Source organism: Photobacterium sp. SP02 (assembly GCF_038519165.1).
Classification (GTDB): Bacteria; Pseudomonadota; Gammaproteobacteria; order Enterobacterales; family Vibrionaceae; genus Photobacterium; species Photobacterium halotolerans.
Genome location: NZ_JASJOJ010000020.1, coordinates 1 through 18,248, shown reverse-complemented (window position 1 = coordinate 18,248; position 18,248 = coordinate 1). Strand labels below are relative to the sequence as shown.

Genomic DNA, 18,248 nt, shown 5'->3' with positions numbered 1-18,248 from the left:
GGAAAGAGCGTGTCAGGAAAAGAGCGTGCCAGGGAAGAGAGTGGCCTAGTGTGAATCAGGGATATCTGAATAAATGCATAAACGATATGTGATGCCAGCTGTGGCAATGATGTTGACCTTGTCGGGCTGTTCTTCCATCAGTGAAGAAGAATGCCGGCTGGGTGATTGGCATCAGATAGGATTGGCCGATGGTCAGAAAGGGAAAAAGAATTACTCGGCCATTTACAGTGAAGAATGCGCTGAATATGGTGTATCTGTGGATCTGAAATCTTACCAGCAAGGTCGCCGCGAAGGATTAACCTCATACTGTACTTACGAAAATGGCACTTTGGTGGGTCAGTCCAATGCAAGCTATGACAATGTCTGTCCGGCTGATTTAGCCAGGGATTTTCTGTCAGGCTATACGCCGTACCATAATCTGGCGCAAGCGCAATCCAGGCTAAGCTCGGCAGAAAGCAGTGTGAATAGCTATAAAGCGAGGCTGGAAGAGGACACGCTGTCCAGTGATGACAGAAAAACATTTAAAGCGGAGCTGAAATCGGCCAAGTCGCGGATGGAACGGGCGGAGTTTGACGTTAACCGTTTTGAATATGAGCTTGCTGTTCATAAGATTGACAGAGAAATGGGTCAGATACATAGCCAGCTGAGCTCGGATAACCTGCCTCAAACGCAAAAGACAGCGCTGAATCAACGTCTTGCCAGTCTGAACAATCAGCGAAAATACTACGAGACTTTATCAACCACTGAAAACACGATTCAGAATATCAAAAACATTGCTGATTTATTTTGAATGTGACTGAGTGGCTTTTCGCCGTGCTTTCTGTGGATGGCCGTTAACTGCTTTTGTCCGTTTTCCTGCTTTGCCCTCATGCGTTTTATGGATTCCCGCGATTTGCGGGAATGACATTATCTTATGATTTTTATGAGATCGCCTGAGGGGAAAGTGAATTGTGCGATCGTCTCAGCGAGAGATACCTGACTGATATTTAATCAGTAGCCAAAGCGCTGTGAGTATCAGAGAGCAGTATGTAACCTTCCCGATAACCTGAAACCTTCCTTAGTGTTTATTATCATTAGATTTATTTTTAATGAATTTAATGTCTGATTTTTGTAGGAAACACAGTTTAAATTAACAGTTTTATCATTAGATCAAGGATCTTGTTGAGGTCAGCGTTGTGATCTTGAGTTAAAACTTTAATTTTTGTTGCATAGCATGTATGCGCATAACTTGAAGTCTGCCTAGGTTTAACAAAATAACTCCAATTTAACATTCTTGTAACCTTGTGTTTCGTCAACAATGTGTTGGCTAACAACACACAAGGAGTCACACACATGCAAGTATGCATAACAACAAAAAAGACGCTTCTCGCCACTCTCATCAGCTCAACCATGTTGACCGGTTGTTATTGGGATGACCCGAAAGAAGCCGCGGCTTACGTCAGTAGCGAAATTGAACATCAAGATGTGGTAGAGCATTTGGTGGCGTTGGAAGCGCGTGCCACGCCGACATCGGATGGCAGCTCTGTGACCCGTGCTGCCGGCTCAGACGGATACCAGTATTCCGTTGATTACATTATCGAAGTGATGAAAGAACACGGCTATAAAGTGTCTACTCAGGAGTTTGATTTCCGCGCCTGGGAAGAGCTGGCCGGAACCAAGCTCAATGTTGACGGCGTTGATCTGATTAGCACTCGTGAGGCTGGTGAAGGTGTTGAAGCAGACTACGCAGTGATGTCCTATTCAGGTGATTCGAATGGTCAGCTGGCGGGCGACATCGTATTTGTCACGCCGGATTTCAACTTTGACAGCCCGAATTACGATGATACCGATGGCTGTGACGCCACCGATTTTGACGGTAAAGCGATCACCGGGAAAGTGGCGGTGATCCAGCGCGGTGGCTGTGACTTCACGACGAAAGTGGTGAACGCGCAAAATGCAGGTGCCAAAGCGGTGATCGTCTTCAACCAAGGCAATGATGAAGGCCGTAAGGCTGTGGTTAACGGTACGCTGGGCAGCGATACGGCGGCGACAGTACCTGCCTTTGGCGCCCGCTATGATATCGCCAGACAGTGGTTCGATTTAAGCCAGACTCAAGCTGTACCCGTGGCATTGGCTGTCGATGTCAAAGACGAAATGGTCGTGACCCAGAACGTGATTGCGGAAACCAGACGCGGTAATCCGAATCAGGTGGTGATGCTGGGGGCGCATCTGGATTCAGTGCCGGAAGGACCTGGTATCAACGATAACGGTTCAGGCACAGCCGGTTTGCTGGAATATGCGATTACGCTGGCTGACACCAGAGCACCGGTGAAAAACAAAGTCCGCTTCGCGTGGTGGGCGGCAGAGGAAGCAGGCTTAGTCGGTTCTGAGTATTACACCAACGAGTTGTTTGCCCCTATCTATGATCAGGCTCAGAACGAGATTCTGGCAGAGCTGGGACTGGAAGATCCCAGCCAGCTGACAGAAGAACAGATTGAGCTGGTTGAAGCGCGCTACACTAAGCTGAACAAAGTGAAGCTGTACCTGAACTTTGACATGATCGGTTCGCCAAACTACATCTTCGGTGTCATGGACGGCGACTTGTCGGATACCAAAGACAGCCCGGACAATGCCTATACCGGTGATTTCAAGCCGCCATACGGCACGTCCGACATTGAAGCGACATTCAATGAGTTCTTTACGGCAAAATCTGAGTTCACTGTGCCTCAGGCGCTGTCTAAACGTTCAGATTACGCCGGCTTTGCCGATTGGGGTGTGGCGTTCGGCGGCCTGTTCACCGGCGCTGAGAAAGTGAAAACCGCGCAGGAAGTGGATCAGTTTGGTGGTGAAATTGATGTGGCTTACGACAGATGTTATCACCAGGCCTGTGATGATCTGAACAATGTCAGTCAGAAAGCCTTGTTCGTTAATACCCAGGCTCTGGCCTATGTCACGACTTACTATGCGTTCAGCAAGCCACTGTTCCCTGAAGTGGAAGCGCCTGCCGCGAAAACCATGACGCGCATGCCAAGTGACCTGAAACCGACGCAAAAACTGCGTATCGGTGAGAAGCTGAAAGCCGCAGAGAGCCATTCGGACCACGGTCATTTCCACGGTGACTTTGATCAGGATCGCCAGTAATCATCGGCCATTAACCCTGAACAGAAACAGCCACGCATCTGCGTGGCTGTTTTTTTATGCACGGTACAGTATTACTCGGCCGTAATAATAGCCATCACCAGTTTACCGTCTTCGCGGATCGGACCGTCTTCTTTCGCGCCCAGGGTATATTCAAACACGCCGGTTTTCATCCCGCCATCTTCACCGTGGAGCATCAGCATCAGCATCTCGCCGGTATCGACAGGTTCCATGAGAATGGCGACTACATCCTGGTTCATCCCTTTTTTGACTGGTGCATAACCCACCACAGGTCCGGGCTTCATGTCTTTATTAGTGCGATGTACAACCAGCCAGCCATTCGCATCGGATTCGATCATTGCCGCCGTTACTGTGCCTTCAGAGACATCCTGATTAGCGCCTTTTACACTGTTCGCGGCATGTGCTGCGGCCGTTGTCCCGAAAAAAGTGATTGCCAGACTCAACATCAGTGACTTTTTAACTATTGTTTTCATTTCTTCATCCTGTTTTGTCATGTGATTGATTTGAAAAGCAGCCAGCCATTTTTCTGTTAACAATCCCAGTATGGTTCAGAGTTTGGCAGGGTTCACAAAAAGGCTTCTGAATCCATCGGCCAGAAGTGTAACATTTTGTTTCCTAATCAAGGGGGGCATTATCTCTCAGGGTAACTCTTGCAGGGTTTGGCCGTGATTCGATGACAGGAAAAGTGAGTGTTTTGAGGTTTTCAGTGACTTTTTGTTATTGGAGCCATCTGATTATGTAGTATTAGTCAAACGGTTGAATAATAAATGTATTTTATATGTGCAAGTGACCATATGATGAGGAGCATGATGATTTTAGGGCGGGGTCAGACAACCTGTTCTGGTCACATGTACAAATCGTACTTGTAATTTGTCACTGTGAATGGGTGTTAAATGTCCAATAAATATCAATTTTTCTGTGTGCCGAATACCGCTCGAAAAGCGTTTACCTACCTGAATATGTCCTCCCCTACGTTTGCTGAAGAGAAACAGGCATTACTGCTTCAGGGATTAGAGGTAGAAGATGATGTGATTTATGCCTCCAGCGCGGAAGACGCCGTCGATAAGTTTCGCTCAAACTATGTCTATCACCTGGAAGAGTACAATGCATCAACAAACATCTTTTACACTTTGCTCCATGCCTTTCGATGGCTGAAAGCTAAGCTGGCGGGCAAAAGTTAGTTGTCATTATGTCAGTGGGGAAACGCTGAACATAGCGTGAGTGTACTCAGGTGATGTGGCAATAAAAGCTGTTGATGTGAGCCTGCGAGATGGCTCTTGTCGATACGGGTGAGAAGAAAAACCGCTGAATTAACAGCGGCCTTTTTTGGCTTGTCCTGGCGGGCAGAAGCTGCCTTTACTACCGTGATGGTGATCATCGTAGTCGCCATTAGTGCTAGCTTTGATATTCACACCGTCTACTTCGCCCTCTACATGAGTCAGTTGACAACCGGTAAGAGACAAGCTGATGGCCAGCAAGCCGAATAGAGTGAATGATTTCATTGTTTACGCCATAAAACGGGGAAAAGCGGGCACTCTAAATGATTTTCGCAAGGCCTGTGTTAGCCTGATGTCAATGATTGCTGAGCCTGTCAAAATCCGCTTCTGGCAGGATAATCTGACAATATTGCGAAAAATTAGTTTTCACTCTGGTAAAAAGTTCTGCAAAGGCCTTGTAAACTGATAGTAACCATTGAAATTGCGACCTTCTTCGTTGGCTACCTGTCAGGAGGCAAACATGAAACGGGTCTTTTATATCAGTGATGACCTGGATGAGCTTGAGCTGGTGGAACATGAGCTTGAACTGAGTGGTTTTACTTCTCCGCAAATCCATGTTCTCAGTAACAAAGATGCTGATGTGTCGAGCCACAAGCATTTGCATCCGGTGCAATCTGTGATGCGCAATGACGTTGTACACTCAACTGAAATTGGCGCCGTGATCGGGGCGATTGCCGCAGCGGGCGTCTTAATTGCGGCCTATGCCTCCGGGGTGACGGATGCGGTTGGCTGGGCACCTTTCATTTTACTGGCCATTGCAATTTTGGGATTCATTACCTGGGAAGGGGGATTGTTTGGCTTCCAGGAGCTGCATTATCAGTTCCGCCGGTTTAAAAATGTCTTGAAATCCGGCAAGCATGTCTTAATGGTGGATGTTGAGCCGGAGCAGGAACTGCAGCTGGCCAGTATTACGCTGGCGCACGACAAACTCAAACCTGCCGGAACCGGGAAATCTCCTCCGCACTGGGTGGTCGCCATGCAGCAAAAATGGCAGCGTATGATGAAAACCTTGCCTTAACGACATTCTTCCGGCGCTGGCAAGGTGTCTGCCGGGTCATTATCCGCCCGGCAGACTGAAAAACCATTCTCTGAGGGCAAAGATATAGCTTGCTTCGCTCGCCATCAGACCTACCAGGACGAGCAGGACTAAGGGCGGAAGGAAAATGGTATACACCAAAGCGAGCCTTTCCCAGCGCATGTGCATGAACACCGCGGCAATCAGCCCGGCCTTCAGTGCCATAAACAACAGAATAAGGCTCCATCGTAACATGCCCTGCAAATGGAAATAGTCGACCAGGTATGAAAACGTACTGAGCACAAACAGCAGCCCCCATACTTTAAGATACAGGCTGATTGGATGCTGCTGCTTCACTGAATCATGAGTGAGTTCAGAATGTGCCATCATAGCCTCCTTGACGGTTGGCCTGAGCTACCACAGATAGAAAAAGGCGAATATAAATACCCACACCAAATCAACGAAATGCCAGTACAGTCCGGTGATTTCAACAATCTCATATCGTCCGCCCTGGATGCCGGCGGCATGGGGGTCCACACCTTGTTTGTCATATTTCCCCAGAGCGACCCGAATGGCGACGATTGTCAGATACAGCACACCGACACTGACATGCAAACCGTGAAAACCTGTGATCATGAAAAAGGCCGCGCCAAACTGCGACGCGCCATCTTCATTCCCCCACGGCCGAACCCCTTCAGCAATCAGTTTGCTCCATTCGAACGCCTGCATACCGACAAAGGTCAGCCCCAGTAACGCGGTGATCAGCATCAGCAAGGCGGTGGACCAGCGCTTTCCCTGATAGCCGCAGTTGACGGCCATCGCCATGGTTCCACTGCTGGTGATCAGCACAAAGGTCATAATGGCAATCAGGATCAGCGGGATGGAGTGACCGGCAATGGTTAAGGCAAAGACCTCGCTGGTCGGTGGCCAGATATCCGTTGTGGTCATACGGACCGACATATAGCCCACCAGAAAACAGCCGAACACAAAGGTGTCGCTGAGCAGAAAAATCCACATCATGGTTTTGTTGGCCGAGACGCGAAATGCCGCACGATCGCCGGCATAGTCGTTGACGACCCCTGTCCAACCTGTTTGGCTGCCCAGGGTTGGCGTCCGGGATGGTTGGGTTTCACTCATAATCAAGACCTCTCGTTCTGCCGGCTGTGCGGATCAGGTCAATCGCAGTAAGCCCAGCAGAAACAGCCAGATGAATAACAGGAAATGCCAGTACCGTGCGCAGAGCTGCAGCCATAAATGCAGATTGTCTCTTTGCCCCCGCCAGACCTGATACACCACCACACCCAGTGCCAGTACTCCGCCGATAATGTGCAGTGCATGCAGGCCAGTCAGGAGATAAAAAAAGCTGTTAGCCGGGTTCGCCAGCACGCCCTGATTGTTCTGGACCAGCGCCTGCCAGGCCCATAACTGCGCCAGAATAAAGCCGAGCGTGAAGCAGACCGCCATGATCAGCTCTGTCTGGCAGGCGGCAAGGGCCGGCAGCAAACGGGCTTTGCGGCCGGCAAGGTGCATGGCCACACAGCCCAGTACCAGCAGTGATGTACTCAGCATCAGTTGCCACGGCTCGTTGAGCGCTTGCCAGTCACTCAGCGTGTGGCGGATGTAATAGGCCACGGTAAACAAGAAAAACAAGGCGCCGATAACGCCCATGAGTACCCACAAACCGGTCGAGGCAATCGCATAGGTGCTGGCCGGCTGGTAGTGCGCATTCGGGGCCGGACTCAGGTTGCCCGACGCCAGTGTCGAGAGTGCAGGCTTACGGCTCATGTTTTGGACTCCTCAGGCTCGCTGCCGGGCTCATCCGTTGGGATATCGTCGGGCGGCAGGTTCTGCGGCAGGTAATCTTCTTTGGCACCGGGCACGCTGAAATCATAGGCCCAGCGATACACCACAGGGAGCTCATCGCCCCAGTTACCATGTTTAGGAGGCGTATCAGGGGTTTGCCACTCCAGTGAGGTGGCACGCCAGGGATTGCCGCCCACAGCCTGTTCATGGCGCCAGCTCCAGTACATGTTGTAAATAAACAGCAGTTGCGCCGCCCCGACAATCAGGGCCGCGATAGTAATGAAGGCATTGAGCTGCTGCGCCGATTCGGGAATAAAGCTGTAATCTTCCCAGGCGAAATAGCGCCTTGGCATTCCCATCACACCGAGATAGTGCATAGGGAAATAAATGGCGTAGGTCCCCAGGAACGTAAACCAGAAATGGATATGGCCCATGGTGTTGTTCAGCATTCTGCCGGTGACTTTGGGGTACCAGTGATAGAGCCCGCCGAAAATGGCCAGGATCGGTGACACGCCCATCACCATGTGGAAATGGGCCACCACAAAATAGGTGTCCGATAAAGGAATATCGACCACCACATTGCCCAGAAATAAGCCGGTCAAGCCGCCGATCACAAAGGTGCTGATAAAGGCCAGAGCGAACAGCATCGGCAGCGTGAGATGAATATCGCCTTTCCAGAGCGTGAACAGCCAGTTATAGACTTTAATCGCAGTCGGAACAGCGATCACCAGGGTGGTGATGGCAAAGAAAAAGCCGAAGTACGGGTTCATGCCGCTGACATACATATGGTGCGCCCAAACGACAAAGCTCAGTATCCCTATGGCCAGAATGGCCCATACCATCATCTTGTAGCCGAAGATGTTTTTGCGGGCATGAATGCTGATTAAGTCCGACACTATGCCAAAGGCAGGCAAGGCGACTATGTAGACTTCAGGATGACCAAAGAACCAGAACAGGTGCTGGAACAGGATAGGGCTGCCGCCACCGTGCTCGGTGAGCTGTCCCATGGAGATCACCGCAGGCATGAAGAAACTGGTGCCGAGCAGTTTATCGAACAGCATCATCACCGCACTGACAAACAGGGCAGGGAAGGCCAGCAAGGCCATGGCTGAGGCGGTAAAAATGCCCCAGACGGTCAGAGGCATGCGCAGCAGTGTCATCCCCCGGGTCCGTGCCTGCAGCACAGTGGTGACATAATTCAGCCCGCCCATGGTGGCGGCGACGATAAACACCGCCAGCGAGATCAGCATCAGCACTATGCCCCAGTCGGTGCCGGGTGTGCCGGGCAAAATGGCCTGCGGCGGATAGAGGGTCCAGCCAGCGCCGGTCGGGCCGCCGGTGACAAAGAAGCTGGCCAGCAATATCAGTGATGCCAGCAGATAAAACCAGAAACTGAGCATGTTCAGGAAAGGGAACACCATGTCTCTGGCGCCCACCATGAGCGGAATCAGGTAGTTACCAAATCCGCCCAGAAACAGCGCCGTCAGCAGGTAAACTACCATGATCATGCCGTGCATGGTCAGCGCCTGATAATAGCTATTGGCATCAATGAAATCGAAGGTGCCGGGAAAGCCCAGCTGCAGGCGCATAATCCAGGACATGACCAGGGCAATCAGGCCCATAAAAATGGCGGTCAGAGAATACTGAATGGCAATGACCTTATGATCCTGGCTCCAGATATACTTGCTCCAGAACGATTGCGAATACCCGGAGCTGTGTTGGTGAGTCTGTGCTGTCATATCTCCTCCCGTCGCGAGCACTACTGCGCCAGAGACTGGATATAAGCGATCAGGGCATCGATTTCCTGATCATTCAAAATATACGCAGGCATGACCGCAGGGTAGCCTTTTACCAGTTCGGCTTTGGCATCCAAAATGGCCCGTTTCAGATAAGCTTCGTCGGCCTGAAGCTGTGTATCATCCGACATGATTCTTGTATTGCCGTACAGCCCTTGCCAGGTCGGGCCGATGCCGGGCTTACCGTCGTGACTGTGGCAGGCAATACAGCCGTTGACTTGCGATAACGTCTCGCCCATCGCAATCAGATCGGCTGGTGAGAGTGCCTCGCCACTCGCGGTCGTGTCTGCGGGGCGCTGGGTTTGGGCAAACGTCGGCTGTGCGGCCAGCCAGCGGCCAAACTCTGCTTCGTCCTCAACCACAACACGCCCGCGCATATTGAAATGCCCGACACCACAGAGTTCGGCGCAAAGAATGTCAAACTGTCCCCGCTCAGTGGGTCTGACCCAGAAATGGGTGACAGTGCCGGGAACCAGATCCATTTTTGCCCGGAACTGAGGCACGTTGAAATCATGGAGGACGTCTTTGGATCGCAGCAGCACTTTATAAGGGGCGTACAGGGGCAAGTGCAGCTCGGGTAACAGAATGATCCGATCATCTGCCCCGGCAGGATCATCCGGGTCAATGCCTAACGGGTTGGTATTGGATACAAACCGGGTGTCACTTTTGCCCAGCTGAGCGTCATCACCGGGAAAACGGAATCGCCAGCGCCACTGTTCACCGACGACTTCGACAATCCGTGCCTCATCAGGCACGCTGACAAATTGCCCGTACACCACCAAGCCCGGGGCCAGTAAAGCGATAATGCCGACAGAGGTAATGCCGATCAGCCAGGCTTCCAGTTTTTTGCTGTCGGGCTGAAACTGGGACTGGCGGCCGGGCTTATGCCTGAAGCGAATGACCAGCCAGGCAAGCACCAGGTTCAGAACGATAAAAAACGCCCCGGTAATGATGAGCGTCAGGTGCAGCGCATTATCTATCTCCCCCCAATTTGACGCAGCCGGCGTCAGCCACCAGGGGCTGTAGATATGGAAGGCAATGGATGCAAAGACAATAATGATCAGGGCAATGGCTATTGCCATATATCACCTTTTACCGAAATTGGTCGCATCCATGAGAGGAACAAAAATCGGTAACCCGAACCCTGAAAGTCAAACCGTGTTGTTGCCCGCGCAGTGAAGGCTTTATACACAGCTGCCGGTCAGAAAAAGACAAAGTGGCTGTGCTTGATAGTCATATTGATTAAAAGCTTAGTGGACATCACCATGCTGTGCGAGTGATCTGGGGGCTTTCTCTGCAGACGGTTCGTAAATGAGAAAGCTGGGTTTCACTGAAAAATGTTTTACTATGAAAGAGGTTACTCAGGCACAATCGCCTGATAGTCAATAAGATAAGCTTTCCCAAAAATGAGGAGGGGATGTGGCTGGTGCAAGTTTGTTAACCTTGCTGGATGATATTGCAACCGTGCTCGATGACGTTGCTGTAATGAGTAAGGTCGCGGCCCGGAAAACCGCCGGGGTGCTGGGGGACGATCTGGCCCTGAATGCCCAGCAGGTGGCCGGGGTCAGAGCGGAACGTGAAATCCCTGTGGTGTGGGCGGTGGCAAAAGGCTCGTTTAAAAATAAGCTGATCCTGGTACCGGCGGCCCTGTTAATCAGTGCTGTTGCTCCCTGGCTCATAGTGCCACTGCTGCTGATTGGCGGTTTGTTTTTGTGTTTTGAAGGGGCAGAAAAAGTCATTCACAAACTCACCCATGATGATGCGGAAGAAGAGCTGAAAGATCATGATCAACTGCCTGAAGGCATGGATCTTGATGAATACGAGCAGAACAAGATCAAAGGCGCTATCAGAACCGATTTTATCCTGTCTGCCGAAATTATCGTGATTGCATTAGGCACCGTTCAGGGCATGTCACTGATGACGCAATTGCTGGTGGTCAGCCTGATTGCCCTGACCATGACAGTGGGCGTTTATGGCCTGGTGGCCGGGATAGTCAAACTGGATGATGGCGGTTTTTATCTGGTGAAACAGCATCAGGAGAAAAGCCTGTTGCACCGTTTTGGTCAGCTGTTGATCGCCGCCGCGCCTAAGCTGATGAAGTTACTGGCCGTTGTCGGCACCATCGCCATGTTTTTGGTCGGCGGCGGTATCGTGGTTCACAGCATTCCCGATTCGCATCACTGGCTGACGTTTTTAACGGAACGGCTGCATGCTCTGCCCGGCGCGTCATGGCTGGTGCCTATGATGACCAACCTGATAATCGGTATCGTTGCGGGCTTGCTGGTCCTGGCGGTTGTTTCGGCCTGGCAGCGTTTGCGCGGGAATCAGGCAGCATAAATCATTGACTTAAGGTATGCTGATGTCAGCTTGAGATGTAAGTATAAGAATGAAGATGACGAAAAAACCAAGACGCAGACCTTTTGTGATGCTGAACCGCCTGCCTTTGCTGGCGGTTCTGTTTTTCCCCTGTATCACAGCAGCCAGCAGCGAGCCGGGAATCGCAACAGTGCAGGAAGCGGTATCATCCCGGAACACCGCCTCAGTACTGGCGGATGCATTTGAACAGTCAGCCCAACTGTGGCGGCGAAATGCTATCGCTTATGCCCGGTTGCCCAGCCGTGATGATATCGGCCGGATACTCACTACCTACGGGTTAGATGAAGCAGGAAAGCCGGTTCCGGTCTCACAGCAAGAGATTGTTCAGGAAAGTGTTGTTGTCCGTGATATGCAGCCATTGGTCGGGGCGGTTTATCACGAGTATCTGATGACCAAAACCGCCTGGTTCGAAGAATACGGCATGATGCCAGATACGCTGTCATTCCACAGTTATCAGTCGTTGCGTCAGGTACAGGTATTGACCGTGGATGCACAGCTAGTGTCAGCACTTGGCAGCCTGGACGGTAAAACGGTCGAGATAAAAATCAGTGATTTCCCGGCATTCTTTGATGAAAACCAAGATGCAGAGACTGATCTTCCCACTGTCACTCTGATGTTAGGCGATCGGGTGACAGATGCTGGCGAAGTGGTAGCGATAGACACACTGCAACAGCGCTATAGCCTTCAGGGCGATCGCCCTCAAATCTGACAGGAACCAGCCGCAGGGCTGGTTTTTTTCATCTTTATCCCCGTCAAAACCGCGGCAATGTCACTGTGGTATTTTTTGACTGATCATTTTGATAATAATTGTTATTATTCTTCCCATTACTTTCCAGAGTGTCGCAACAACGCTGGTGTGATCACACCGAAACAGCAGAAAGGAATTTGCCCCAAAAAGATAATTCAACTTGAATGATAATAGTTATTATTTATTCTAGTGTTATTGGCCTAGTAAGAATTTGCGTTTGCTCAAGGTGCAGCAAGCGAGTCCATGATAGTTTGGTGAATGGATGACAACAGCGTTGAATACAAAACAGAGATCTGAACCTAACCGCTTCCCCGGCAAAATTGCGCGTGCTGTCCAGCCGGAAAACCTGATTCGGCTGTTCAATGATGCGGAGCGTTTGATACCCATAATGAAAGGCGTGTCCGCGCCTGACACCTTGTTTTGTATTACCCGTGATGGCAATAACGATCAGTTGCTGGCCAGCCTGTATCAGTACTGGCAGCAGAACTATCCGGAAGCGGGGCAGCCTTACTGGACGACACGCAGCTGGTCGATGCTGACCTGGCAGCCGCTCTACCTGGCTTTTGTCTGTGTGTACAGTGTGCAGTCGGTGCCACCACTGAGTCGTATTGTTCAGCAATACAATAACGAAGGGTGGGTGGCTGGCTACAGTTTCAGCCAGAACAGCCAATGGTGCGAAGGCAATACCCAGCAGCTGATTCAGTGTGCGGGTCGTGAACTGGTCGATTTGTATGACGATCTGCGTGAGCAGATGGAACACCATACCCGTATTCGTCCTGGTTTTACCCGCCAGTTACTGGCGGATGCCGTCCTGGCGGTGTTGCTGCGTTACCATAATGAATCCCCTGAGAAGATGCCAGCGGTCGAGGTGCCCCAGCATGCCGCTTGGTGGCTGGAAAGTCTTGGCCTGCCCGCCAAGCATATTGAGACACTGTACCGCGCCGAAACCGACGGCCAGTGGCAGCAACTGCGGGTGAGCTGCTGTATGCATTACCGGCGTGATGATGGCAGCTATTGTGAAAACTGCCCGAAGAATAAACTGTAAGCCTGATTGTGCCGCACGCCTATGTGCCGGTCACAAACAAGCTGTGTAAGTAATAAGACAAAATTATGTTTGAACTCAACAACATCCGTGTGAACCGTGGCGGGCGCGATATTTTGCGTATCGATCAGCTCACTATCGACAGCGGAGCCTTTACCATGGTGCTGGGCCACAATGGTTCAGGTAAATCAACACTGGTGAACTTGCTTGCCGGACAAATGGCGCCCGATGAAGGCGACATACTGCTCAATCAACAACCACTGACATCTTTGTCTGCCAAAGCGCTGGCACGGGAAGTGGCTTTTCTGCCGCAAAAGCTGCCGGACGTTGCCGGGTTAACGGTCAGAGAACTGGTGAAATTAGGCCGCTTTCCCTGGCGCGGGACATTCGGTCGCTGGCAAAAAGGCGATGTCGCTATCATAGAAGCTGCCATGAATAAAACCGGCACCCTGCGCTTTGCCGACAATCTGGCCGACCAGCTCTCAGGCGGGGAACGTCAGCGCGCCTGGGTGTCTATGCTGCTGGCCCAGCAGTCACCTGTCCTGATCCTCGATGAGCCGACCTCGGCACTGGATATTCATCATCAGTATCAACTGATGTCTTTGCTGGCCGATCTGAACCGCGACACAGGCTGCGGGGTGATTGTCATCTTGCATGATCTGAATCTGGCGTTGCGGTTTGCCACGCACGTGGTGGCCCTGAAGCAAGGGCGGATTGCCTTCACCGGCCCGAAAGACGTATTACTGGATGAACCAAGACTGTCTGCACTGTATGAGACGGACATTAAACTCATTGACCACCCTGTCAATGCAGATCGCCTGACGGGTCAGAAAGTCGCTGTAGTGTGTGAATAACAGTGGTGTGTGAATAGCAGTGGCACGAAAAACAGAGAAGTTGTCGTTTTATGTTGAATAAATGGTTGAAAAAAATGGGCCCAGTGGCACGAATGAGCAAATGGACTGCCGTGGCAGCCTTGCTGCTCTCCGGTCAGGTGTTTGCAGAGATAACTGTCACCGACAGCCGAGGTGAGCACACTCTGGCCGAGCCGCCTCAGCGTGTGGTTGTTCTCAACTGGGATCTGGCTGAACAAGTGCTGGAACTGGATGTCACTCCTGTTGGTATGCCAAATATCAGTGGCTATCAGGAATGGGTTGTTCAGCCTGCCGTACCCGCCGGTGTGGCGGATATCGGCACCCGCACCGAACCGAATCTGGAGAAAATTGCGGAACTGAAGCCGGATCTGATCCTGGCCGCTTCGCCGCAAAAGGATCTGATCCCCCGCCTGGAAGCACTGGCCCCTGTGTTGTACTACGAAACCTACAGCCAGTCGCTCAACAGTGCAGAAGCCGCCATTGCAAACTTCCGCCAACTGGCCACAGTCTTTGATCAGCAAGCGCAGGCTGAGCAGAAACTCACCGCTATGTCTGAACGTTTTACTGAACTGAAAAATCAGCTTAATCAGGCATTTAATGGTGAGTCACCCAGTGTGGTCGCGATGCGATTTGCCAATCAGACCTCTGTGTATATCTATGGCCAGAATTCCACCACTAATTATGCGCTTGAGCAGTTGGGTCTGACTCCGGCCATGCCTTTACCTGCCACCGAATGGGGCATTGTGCAGAAACGGCTGACCGACCTGCAAAAAGCGGGCGACAGCTACGTGCTCTACTTCCGGCCTTTCAATGAAGAGAAGCAGTTACAGCGCTCGGTGATCTGGAATGCCATGCCTTTTGTCCGCGCCAGGCACGTCAACAGCGTTGCCTCGGTCTGGAACTATGGCGGGGCGATGTCGATTCGCTATATTGCCGAAGCCATGGCCGACAGCCTGTTTGAGATTGCGCCGAATCAGGATGTGGTGACCGCTGTGAAGGGCGGGCAGGACTGATTCATGACCCGCTCTTTGTCCTTCTTTCCCATACTGCTGCTGGCCTTGTTGTCAGCCGTTGTTGCCAGTCTTCAGATTGGCTCTGATCTTTCTCTTTCCCGCCAGCTTGCCATAGTCACCGGCACCCAGGCGGAAGAATTTGCCGACATCATGTTCAGCTATGCCCAGCTTCCGCGCCTGGTGATGGCGCTGATGGTGGGCGCTATGCTGGGACTGGTGGGCAGTCTGATGCAGCAACTGACCCAAAACGCACTGACCTCACCGCTGACACTGGGCACCTCTTCCGGCGCCTGGCTGGCGCTGATCATAGTCAACGTCTGGTTTCCTGAGCTGGTGGGTGATCACAGTGCCCTGGCCGCTATGGCAGGCGCCATGCTGTCGTTGTTTCTGGTGATCTTCATTACCGGGCCGAAAAACATGACGGGGTTGCCCCTGGTGCTGTCGGGCATGGTGGTGAATATTCTGCTTGGCTCAGTGGCAAGCGCTATCATTTTGCTGAACGCGGAATATGCTAAGAACGTCTTTATCTGGGGCGCCGGCGATCTGACTCAGAACGGCTGGGAGTCTGTGCAGTGGTTGCTGCCCCGTTTGTCTGTTTCGCTTTTGCTGCTGGTGTTTGCGCCGCGTATTCTGACCCTGATGCGTCTGGGTCATCAGGGTGCGGCAGCACGCGGTCTGAATGTCGTTCCTGCTTTTATCGTGCTGATGGCTGTCGGCTTGTGGCTGGTGGCTGCGTCCATCACCGCGGTCGGTGTGATCAGCTTTATCGGATTACTGACGCCAAACATTGCGCGGGCACTAGGCGCCAGAACCCCGAGGTTTGAGCTCACCATGAGTGCTTTGCTCGGGGCGCTGCTCTTGGTGGCGACAGATGCCGCCGCCCAGCTGCTCAGTCAGCTGACAATCGATACGATTCCGAGTGGTACCACGGCTGCGGCCATCGGTGCGCCGGCTCTGTTGTGGTTCAGTCGCCGTAAGATGAAAGCGCAGGATCAGGTATCGATAAAATTACCGCCGAGCCGGGATCGTCTTTCTGCTTTGATTCTGCCTGCCTTGATGCTGATTGTTGCTGGCATACTGTGCCTGACCGCTGTGTTTGTGACTGACGGTCACAGCTGGCATGTTGCGCTGCCAACGGCTTATCAGTGGGAGCTTCGCTGGCCGAGGATGCTGACTGCCCTCAGTGCCGGAGTCGGGTTAGCTATTGCGGGCACTGTGCTGCAGCGGTTGATCTACAATCCGCTTGCCAGCCCGGATATTCTGGGGATCTCTGCCGGCGCAACCTTTGCTTTGGTGGGAGCCAGTGTTTTTCTGGGCATGAACATTTTTGCGGTTGGCTCTGTGCTGGCATTTGCTGGCAGTATGTTAGTGCTGGCCGTGTTGCTGGTGCTGGGACGCCGTCATCAGTTTGCCCCCTCCAGCCTGATTCTGATCGGTATTGCTCTGACTGCCCTGATCGACGCCTTAGTGCAATTTGCTCTGGCGAAAGGCACGCAGGACAGCTACAGCATACTGACCTGGCTGGCAGGTTCAACCTATCGGGTGACGGAAGGCAAAGCGCTGTTTCTGTTCGTCGGAGTGGCCGCCTTGTTTGCGTTCACACTGGCCACCTCGCGCTGGCTGACTCTGATCTCTGCCGGCAGACAGTTTGCGGCGGCACGTGGTTTGAATGTCCCTGTCAGCAGCGCCTTATTATTGGGGACCGTGGCTTTATTGTGCGCTTTGGTGACAGCCACTATGGGTCCGGTCGCTTTTGTCGGTTTGCTGGCGCCACATATGGCGGTGATGCTGGGTGCTAAACAGGCCAGAGAGCAACTGATCATAGCGTCACTGGTTGGTGCATCTGTGATGTTAATTGCTGACTGGGTAGGGCAGACTGTGCTGTTCCCGGCTCAAATCGCGGCCGGCACTCTGGTGTCTGTCATTGGCGGCAGTTATTTTCTGTTTCTGCTGATTCGCGGCAGAAGCCGATAGCAACACAGCGTCTCGAAACGGGCAGATAAAAAAAGCCGGGTTAGCAGCAATGCAACCCGGCTTTTTATTGTGGTCAGGTTAAGGGATTAACCTTCGATTTCCGCATTGTGGTAAACGTTCTGCACGTCGTCGCAGTCGTTCAGCATGTCGAGAAACTTGTCAAACGTGGCCACATCGTCGCCGGTGACAGGATGCATTGCCTGAGGCACAAAGGTGATTTCTTCCACTTCCATCACCACGTCAGGCATGGCGTCAGACAGGGCACTTTTCACTTTGAAGAATTCAGTGTGCGGCGCGAAAACAGTGATCATGCCGTCTTCCGCTTCGATGTCCGTCACATCCGCATCACCCATGATCAGGGCTTCCATGACGGCTTCTTCGTCATCGCCTTTGAACTGGAACACCGCCTGATGATCGAACATGTGAGCAACAGCACCTGGTGCACCGATTTTTGCGTTGTTCTTCACAAAACACTGGCGAACATCCATGTAGGTACGGTTGTTGTTGTCGGTCAGACAGTCAACGATTACAGAGCAGCCGCCAGGTCCGAAACCTTCGTAGCGTGCCGTTGAAAAATCTTCACCGCCGCCACCGCTTGCTTTATCAATAGCTTTTTCGATCACGTGACTAGGCACCTGATCTTTTTTTGCTTTTTCCATCAGACGGCGCAGAGACAGGTTGCTGTCCGGATCTGTACCGCCGTTTTTGGCGCTCATGTAGATCTCTTTACCGTACTTGGAATAGACCTTGATTTTAGCGCCTTGTGTTTTAGCCATTGAGGCTTTACGAACTTCGAAACTGCGTCCCATGGGGAATCACTCTCTGTAATTGATACTTTCGATATGTAGGGGCTGATTTTATCAGCACGGTCTGTATTTAGGCTAGTGCCTAGTTTCGCATTTACCAGCCGAAACGACAATTTGCCACAATCTGACCGGTGAACAGCGGCCATATTACCTTGGTTTCCGCCCTTTTAAGGCGAAGAGACTACAAAAATAACCGTTTTGGTGATTAAAAATAGTCCAGATACATAAAAAACACGGTTTATGGCTCAAAAAATAGACATTTGAATGTCTTGGTACTTTACAGTGTGAATTGAGCTGGTATGATTCACCGCACTTACGGAGAGATGGCTGAGTGGTTGAAAGCACCGGTCTTGAAAACCGGCATACGTTAATAGCGTATCTAGGGTTC

General features: G+C 51.8%; 18 protein-coding genes. 10 read left to right on the top strand and 8 right to left on the bottom strand.

The window, feature by feature from the left end; all coding sequences use genetic code 11:
• The first annotated feature begins 73 nt into the window (after positions 1 to 73).
• Complete coding sequence (locus tag P0Y67_RS10700) at positions 74 to 790, top strand: DUF2799 domain-containing protein (protein ID WP_342391851.1); 717 nt, start codon at positions 74 to 76, stop codon at positions 788 to 790.
• A gap of 542 nt (positions 791 to 1,332) precedes the next feature.
• Entirely contained in the window at positions 1,333 to 3,120 is a 1,788-nt protein-coding gene (locus P0Y67_RS10695) for a M28 family metallopeptidase (protein ID WP_342391850.1), read from the top strand.
• Positions 3,121 to 3,191: 71 nt separating this feature from the next.
• Here the strand turns inward: P0Y67_RS10695 and P0Y67_RS10690 are convergent, their stop codons facing one another.
• Positions 3,192 to 3,611, bottom strand: a complete 420-nt coding sequence (locus tag P0Y67_RS10690) for a DUF7282 domain-containing protein (protein WP_342391849.1) — start codon at positions 3,609 to 3,611, stop codon at positions 3,192 to 3,194.
• Between the two features lie 420 nt (positions 3,612 to 4,031).
• On the opposite strand from P0Y67_RS10690, the gene P0Y67_RS10685 reads away from it, so the two are divergent.
• Positions 4,032 to 4,319, top strand: coding sequence for a hypothetical protein (locus P0Y67_RS10685; RefSeq protein ID WP_342391848.1), 288 nt, complete (start codon positions 4,032 to 4,034; stop codon positions 4,317 to 4,319).
• Positions 4,320 to 4,448: 129 nt separating this feature from the next.
• On the opposite strand, the gene P0Y67_RS10680 is transcribed toward P0Y67_RS10685, so the two are convergent.
• Positions 4,449 to 4,640 carry a hypothetical protein gene (locus tag P0Y67_RS10680; RefSeq protein WP_342391847.1) on the bottom strand — a complete coding sequence of 64 codons (192 nt, stop codon included), beginning with the start codon at positions 4,638 to 4,640 and terminating at the stop codon, positions 4,449 to 4,451.
• Between the two features lie 235 nt (positions 4,641 to 4,875).
• Here P0Y67_RS10680 and P0Y67_RS10675 point away from each other — a divergent pair, with 235 nt between their 5' ends.
• Positions 4,876 to 5,433, top strand: a complete 558-nt coding sequence (locus P0Y67_RS10675; protein WP_192017188.1) for an NAD/FAD-utilizing enzyme — start codon at positions 4,876 to 4,878, stop codon at positions 5,431 to 5,433.
• A 39-nt stretch (positions 5,434 to 5,472) separates the two neighbouring features.
• On the opposite strand, the gene P0Y67_RS10670 is transcribed toward P0Y67_RS10675, so the two are convergent.
• The 5 genes from P0Y67_RS10670 to P0Y67_RS10650 are packed head-to-tail and all read right to left on the bottom strand — an operon-like array spanning position 5,473 to position 10,111.
• A complete protein-coding gene (locus tag P0Y67_RS10670; protein WP_342391846.1) occupies positions 5,473 to 5,817 on the bottom strand; it encodes a cytochrome C oxidase subunit IV family protein in 345 nt (114 codons plus the stop codon).
• A gap of 27 nt (positions 5,818 to 5,844) precedes the next feature.
• On the bottom strand, positions 5,845 to 6,567 hold the full coding sequence (locus P0Y67_RS10665) for a heme-copper oxidase subunit III family protein (RefSeq protein WP_342391845.1): 723 nt from the start codon (positions 6,565 to 6,567) through the stop codon (positions 5,845 to 5,847).
• 33 nt (positions 6,568 to 6,600) lie between these two features.
• The gene (locus P0Y67_RS10660; RefSeq protein ID WP_342391844.1) at positions 6,601 to 7,215 is read right to left on the bottom strand and encodes a cytochrome c oxidase subunit 3; all 615 of its coding nucleotides are present in this window, start codon (positions 7,213 to 7,215) and stop codon (positions 6,601 to 6,603) included.
• Positions 7,212 to 8,972 (bottom strand): cytochrome c oxidase subunit I, encoded by a 1,761-nt coding sequence (gene ctaD / locus P0Y67_RS10655; protein ID WP_342391843.1) that lies wholly within the window; start codon positions 8,970 to 8,972, stop codon positions 7,212 to 7,214. The genes P0Y67_RS10660 and ctaD overlap by 4 nt, the downstream gene beginning before the upstream one ends.
• Before the next feature lie 20 nt (positions 8,973 to 8,992).
• Positions 8,993 to 10,111, bottom strand: a complete 1,119-nt coding sequence (locus P0Y67_RS10650) for a cytochrome c oxidase subunit II (RefSeq protein ID WP_342391842.1) — start codon at positions 10,109 to 10,111, stop codon at positions 8,993 to 8,995.
• A gap of 337 nt (positions 10,112 to 10,448) precedes the next feature.
• On the opposite strand from P0Y67_RS10650, the gene P0Y67_RS10645 reads away from it, so the two are divergent.
• From P0Y67_RS10645 to fhuB, 6 genes are all read left to right on the top strand, one after another.
• Positions 10,449 to 11,366: a DUF808 domain-containing protein gene (locus P0Y67_RS10645; protein WP_342391841.1), complete on the top strand. Its 918-nt coding sequence runs from the start codon at positions 10,449 to 10,451 to the stop codon at positions 11,364 to 11,366.
• A gap of 55 nt (positions 11,367 to 11,421) precedes the next feature.
• Entirely contained in the window at positions 11,422 to 12,114 is a 693-nt protein-coding gene (locus P0Y67_RS10640; RefSeq protein WP_342391840.1) for a hypothetical protein, read from the top strand.
• A gap of 301 nt (positions 12,115 to 12,415) precedes the next feature.
• Entirely contained in the window at positions 12,416 to 13,198 is a 783-nt protein-coding gene (locus P0Y67_RS10635) for a siderophore ferric iron reductase (protein ID WP_342391839.1), read from the top strand.
• Between the two features lie 65 nt (positions 13,199 to 13,263).
• Positions 13,264 to 14,049 (top strand): ABC transporter ATP-binding protein, encoded by a 786-nt coding sequence (locus P0Y67_RS10630; RefSeq protein ID WP_342391838.1) that lies wholly within the window; start codon positions 13,264 to 13,266, stop codon positions 14,047 to 14,049.
• A 92-nt stretch (positions 14,050 to 14,141) separates the two neighbouring features.
• Positions 14,142 to 15,080: an iron-siderophore ABC transporter substrate-binding protein gene (locus P0Y67_RS10625; protein WP_342391837.1), complete on the top strand. Its 939-nt coding sequence runs from the start codon at positions 14,142 to 14,144 to the stop codon at positions 15,078 to 15,080.
• Between the two features lie 3 nt (positions 15,081 to 15,083).
• Positions 15,084 to 17,054 (top strand): Fe(3+)-hydroxamate ABC transporter permease FhuB, encoded by a 1,971-nt coding sequence (gene fhuB, locus P0Y67_RS10620; protein WP_342391836.1) that lies wholly within the window; start codon positions 15,084 to 15,086, stop codon positions 17,052 to 17,054.
• Between the two features lie 86 nt (positions 17,055 to 17,140).
• On the opposite strand, the gene P0Y67_RS10615 is transcribed toward fhuB, so the two are convergent.
• Entirely contained in the window at positions 17,141 to 17,863 is a 723-nt protein-coding gene (locus P0Y67_RS10615) for a YebC/PmpR family DNA-binding transcriptional regulator (protein WP_342391835.1), read from the bottom strand.
• Between the last annotated feature and the right edge of the window lie 385 nt (positions 17,864 to 18,248).

Excerpts from the sequence above, each read along its gene's own strand:
- P0Y67_RS10640 (WP_342391840.1), top strand. The coding sequence starts at position 11,422 with ATGACGAAAAAACCAAGACGCAGACCTTTTGTGATGCTGAACCGCCTG.
- P0Y67_RS10635 (WP_342391839.1), top strand. The coding sequence starts at position 12,416 with ATGACAACAGCGTTGAATACAAAACAGAGATCTGAACCTAACCGCTTC.
- P0Y67_RS10695 (WP_342391850.1), top strand. The coding sequence starts at position 1,333 with ATGCAAGTATGCATAACAACAAAAAAGACGCTTCTCGCCACTCTCATC.
- P0Y67_RS10625 (WP_342391837.1), top strand. The coding sequence starts at position 14,142 with ATGAGCAAATGGACTGCCGTGGCAGCCTTGCTGCTCTCCGGTCAGGTG.
- ctaD (WP_342391843.1), bottom strand. The coding sequence starts at position 8,972 with ATGACAGCACAGACTCACCAACACAGCTCCGGGTATTCGCAATCGTTC.
- P0Y67_RS10630 (WP_342391838.1), top strand. The coding sequence starts at position 13,264 with ATGTTTGAACTCAACAACATCCGTGTGAACCGTGGCGGGCGCGATATT.
- P0Y67_RS10670 (WP_342391846.1), bottom strand. The coding sequence starts at position 5,817 with ATGGCACATTCTGAACTCACTCATGATTCAGTGAAGCAGCAGCATCCA.
- P0Y67_RS10690 (WP_342391849.1), bottom strand. The coding sequence starts at position 3,611 with ATGAAAACAATAGTTAAAAAGTCACTGATGTTGAGTCTGGCAATCACT.
- P0Y67_RS10680 (WP_342391847.1), bottom strand. The coding sequence starts at position 4,640 with ATGAAATCATTCACTCTATTCGGCTTGCTGGCCATCAGCTTGTCTCTT.
- fhuB (WP_342391836.1), top strand. The coding sequence starts at position 15,084 with ATGACCCGCTCTTTGTCCTTCTTTCCCATACTGCTGCTGGCCTTGTTG.
- P0Y67_RS10675 (WP_192017188.1), top strand. The coding sequence starts at position 4,876 with ATGAAACGGGTCTTTTATATCAGTGATGACCTGGATGAGCTTGAGCTG.
- P0Y67_RS10685 (WP_342391848.1), top strand. The coding sequence starts at position 4,032 with ATGTCCAATAAATATCAATTTTTCTGTGTGCCGAATACCGCTCGAAAA.
- P0Y67_RS10615 (WP_342391835.1), bottom strand. The coding sequence starts at position 17,863 with ATGGGACGCAGTTTCGAAGTTCGTAAAGCCTCAATGGCTAAAACACAA.
- P0Y67_RS10660 (WP_342391844.1), bottom strand. The coding sequence starts at position 7,215 with ATGAGCCGTAAGCCTGCACTCTCGACACTGGCGTCGGGCAACCTGAGT.
- P0Y67_RS10665 (WP_342391845.1), bottom strand. The coding sequence starts at position 6,567 with ATGAGTGAAACCCAACCATCCCGGACGCCAACCCTGGGCAGCCAAACA.
- P0Y67_RS10700 (WP_342391851.1), top strand. The coding sequence starts at position 74 with ATGCATAAACGATATGTGATGCCAGCTGTGGCAATGATGTTGACCTTG.
- P0Y67_RS10650 (WP_342391842.1), bottom strand. The coding sequence starts at position 10,111 with ATGGCAATAGCCATTGCCCTGATCATTATTGTCTTTGCATCCATTGCC.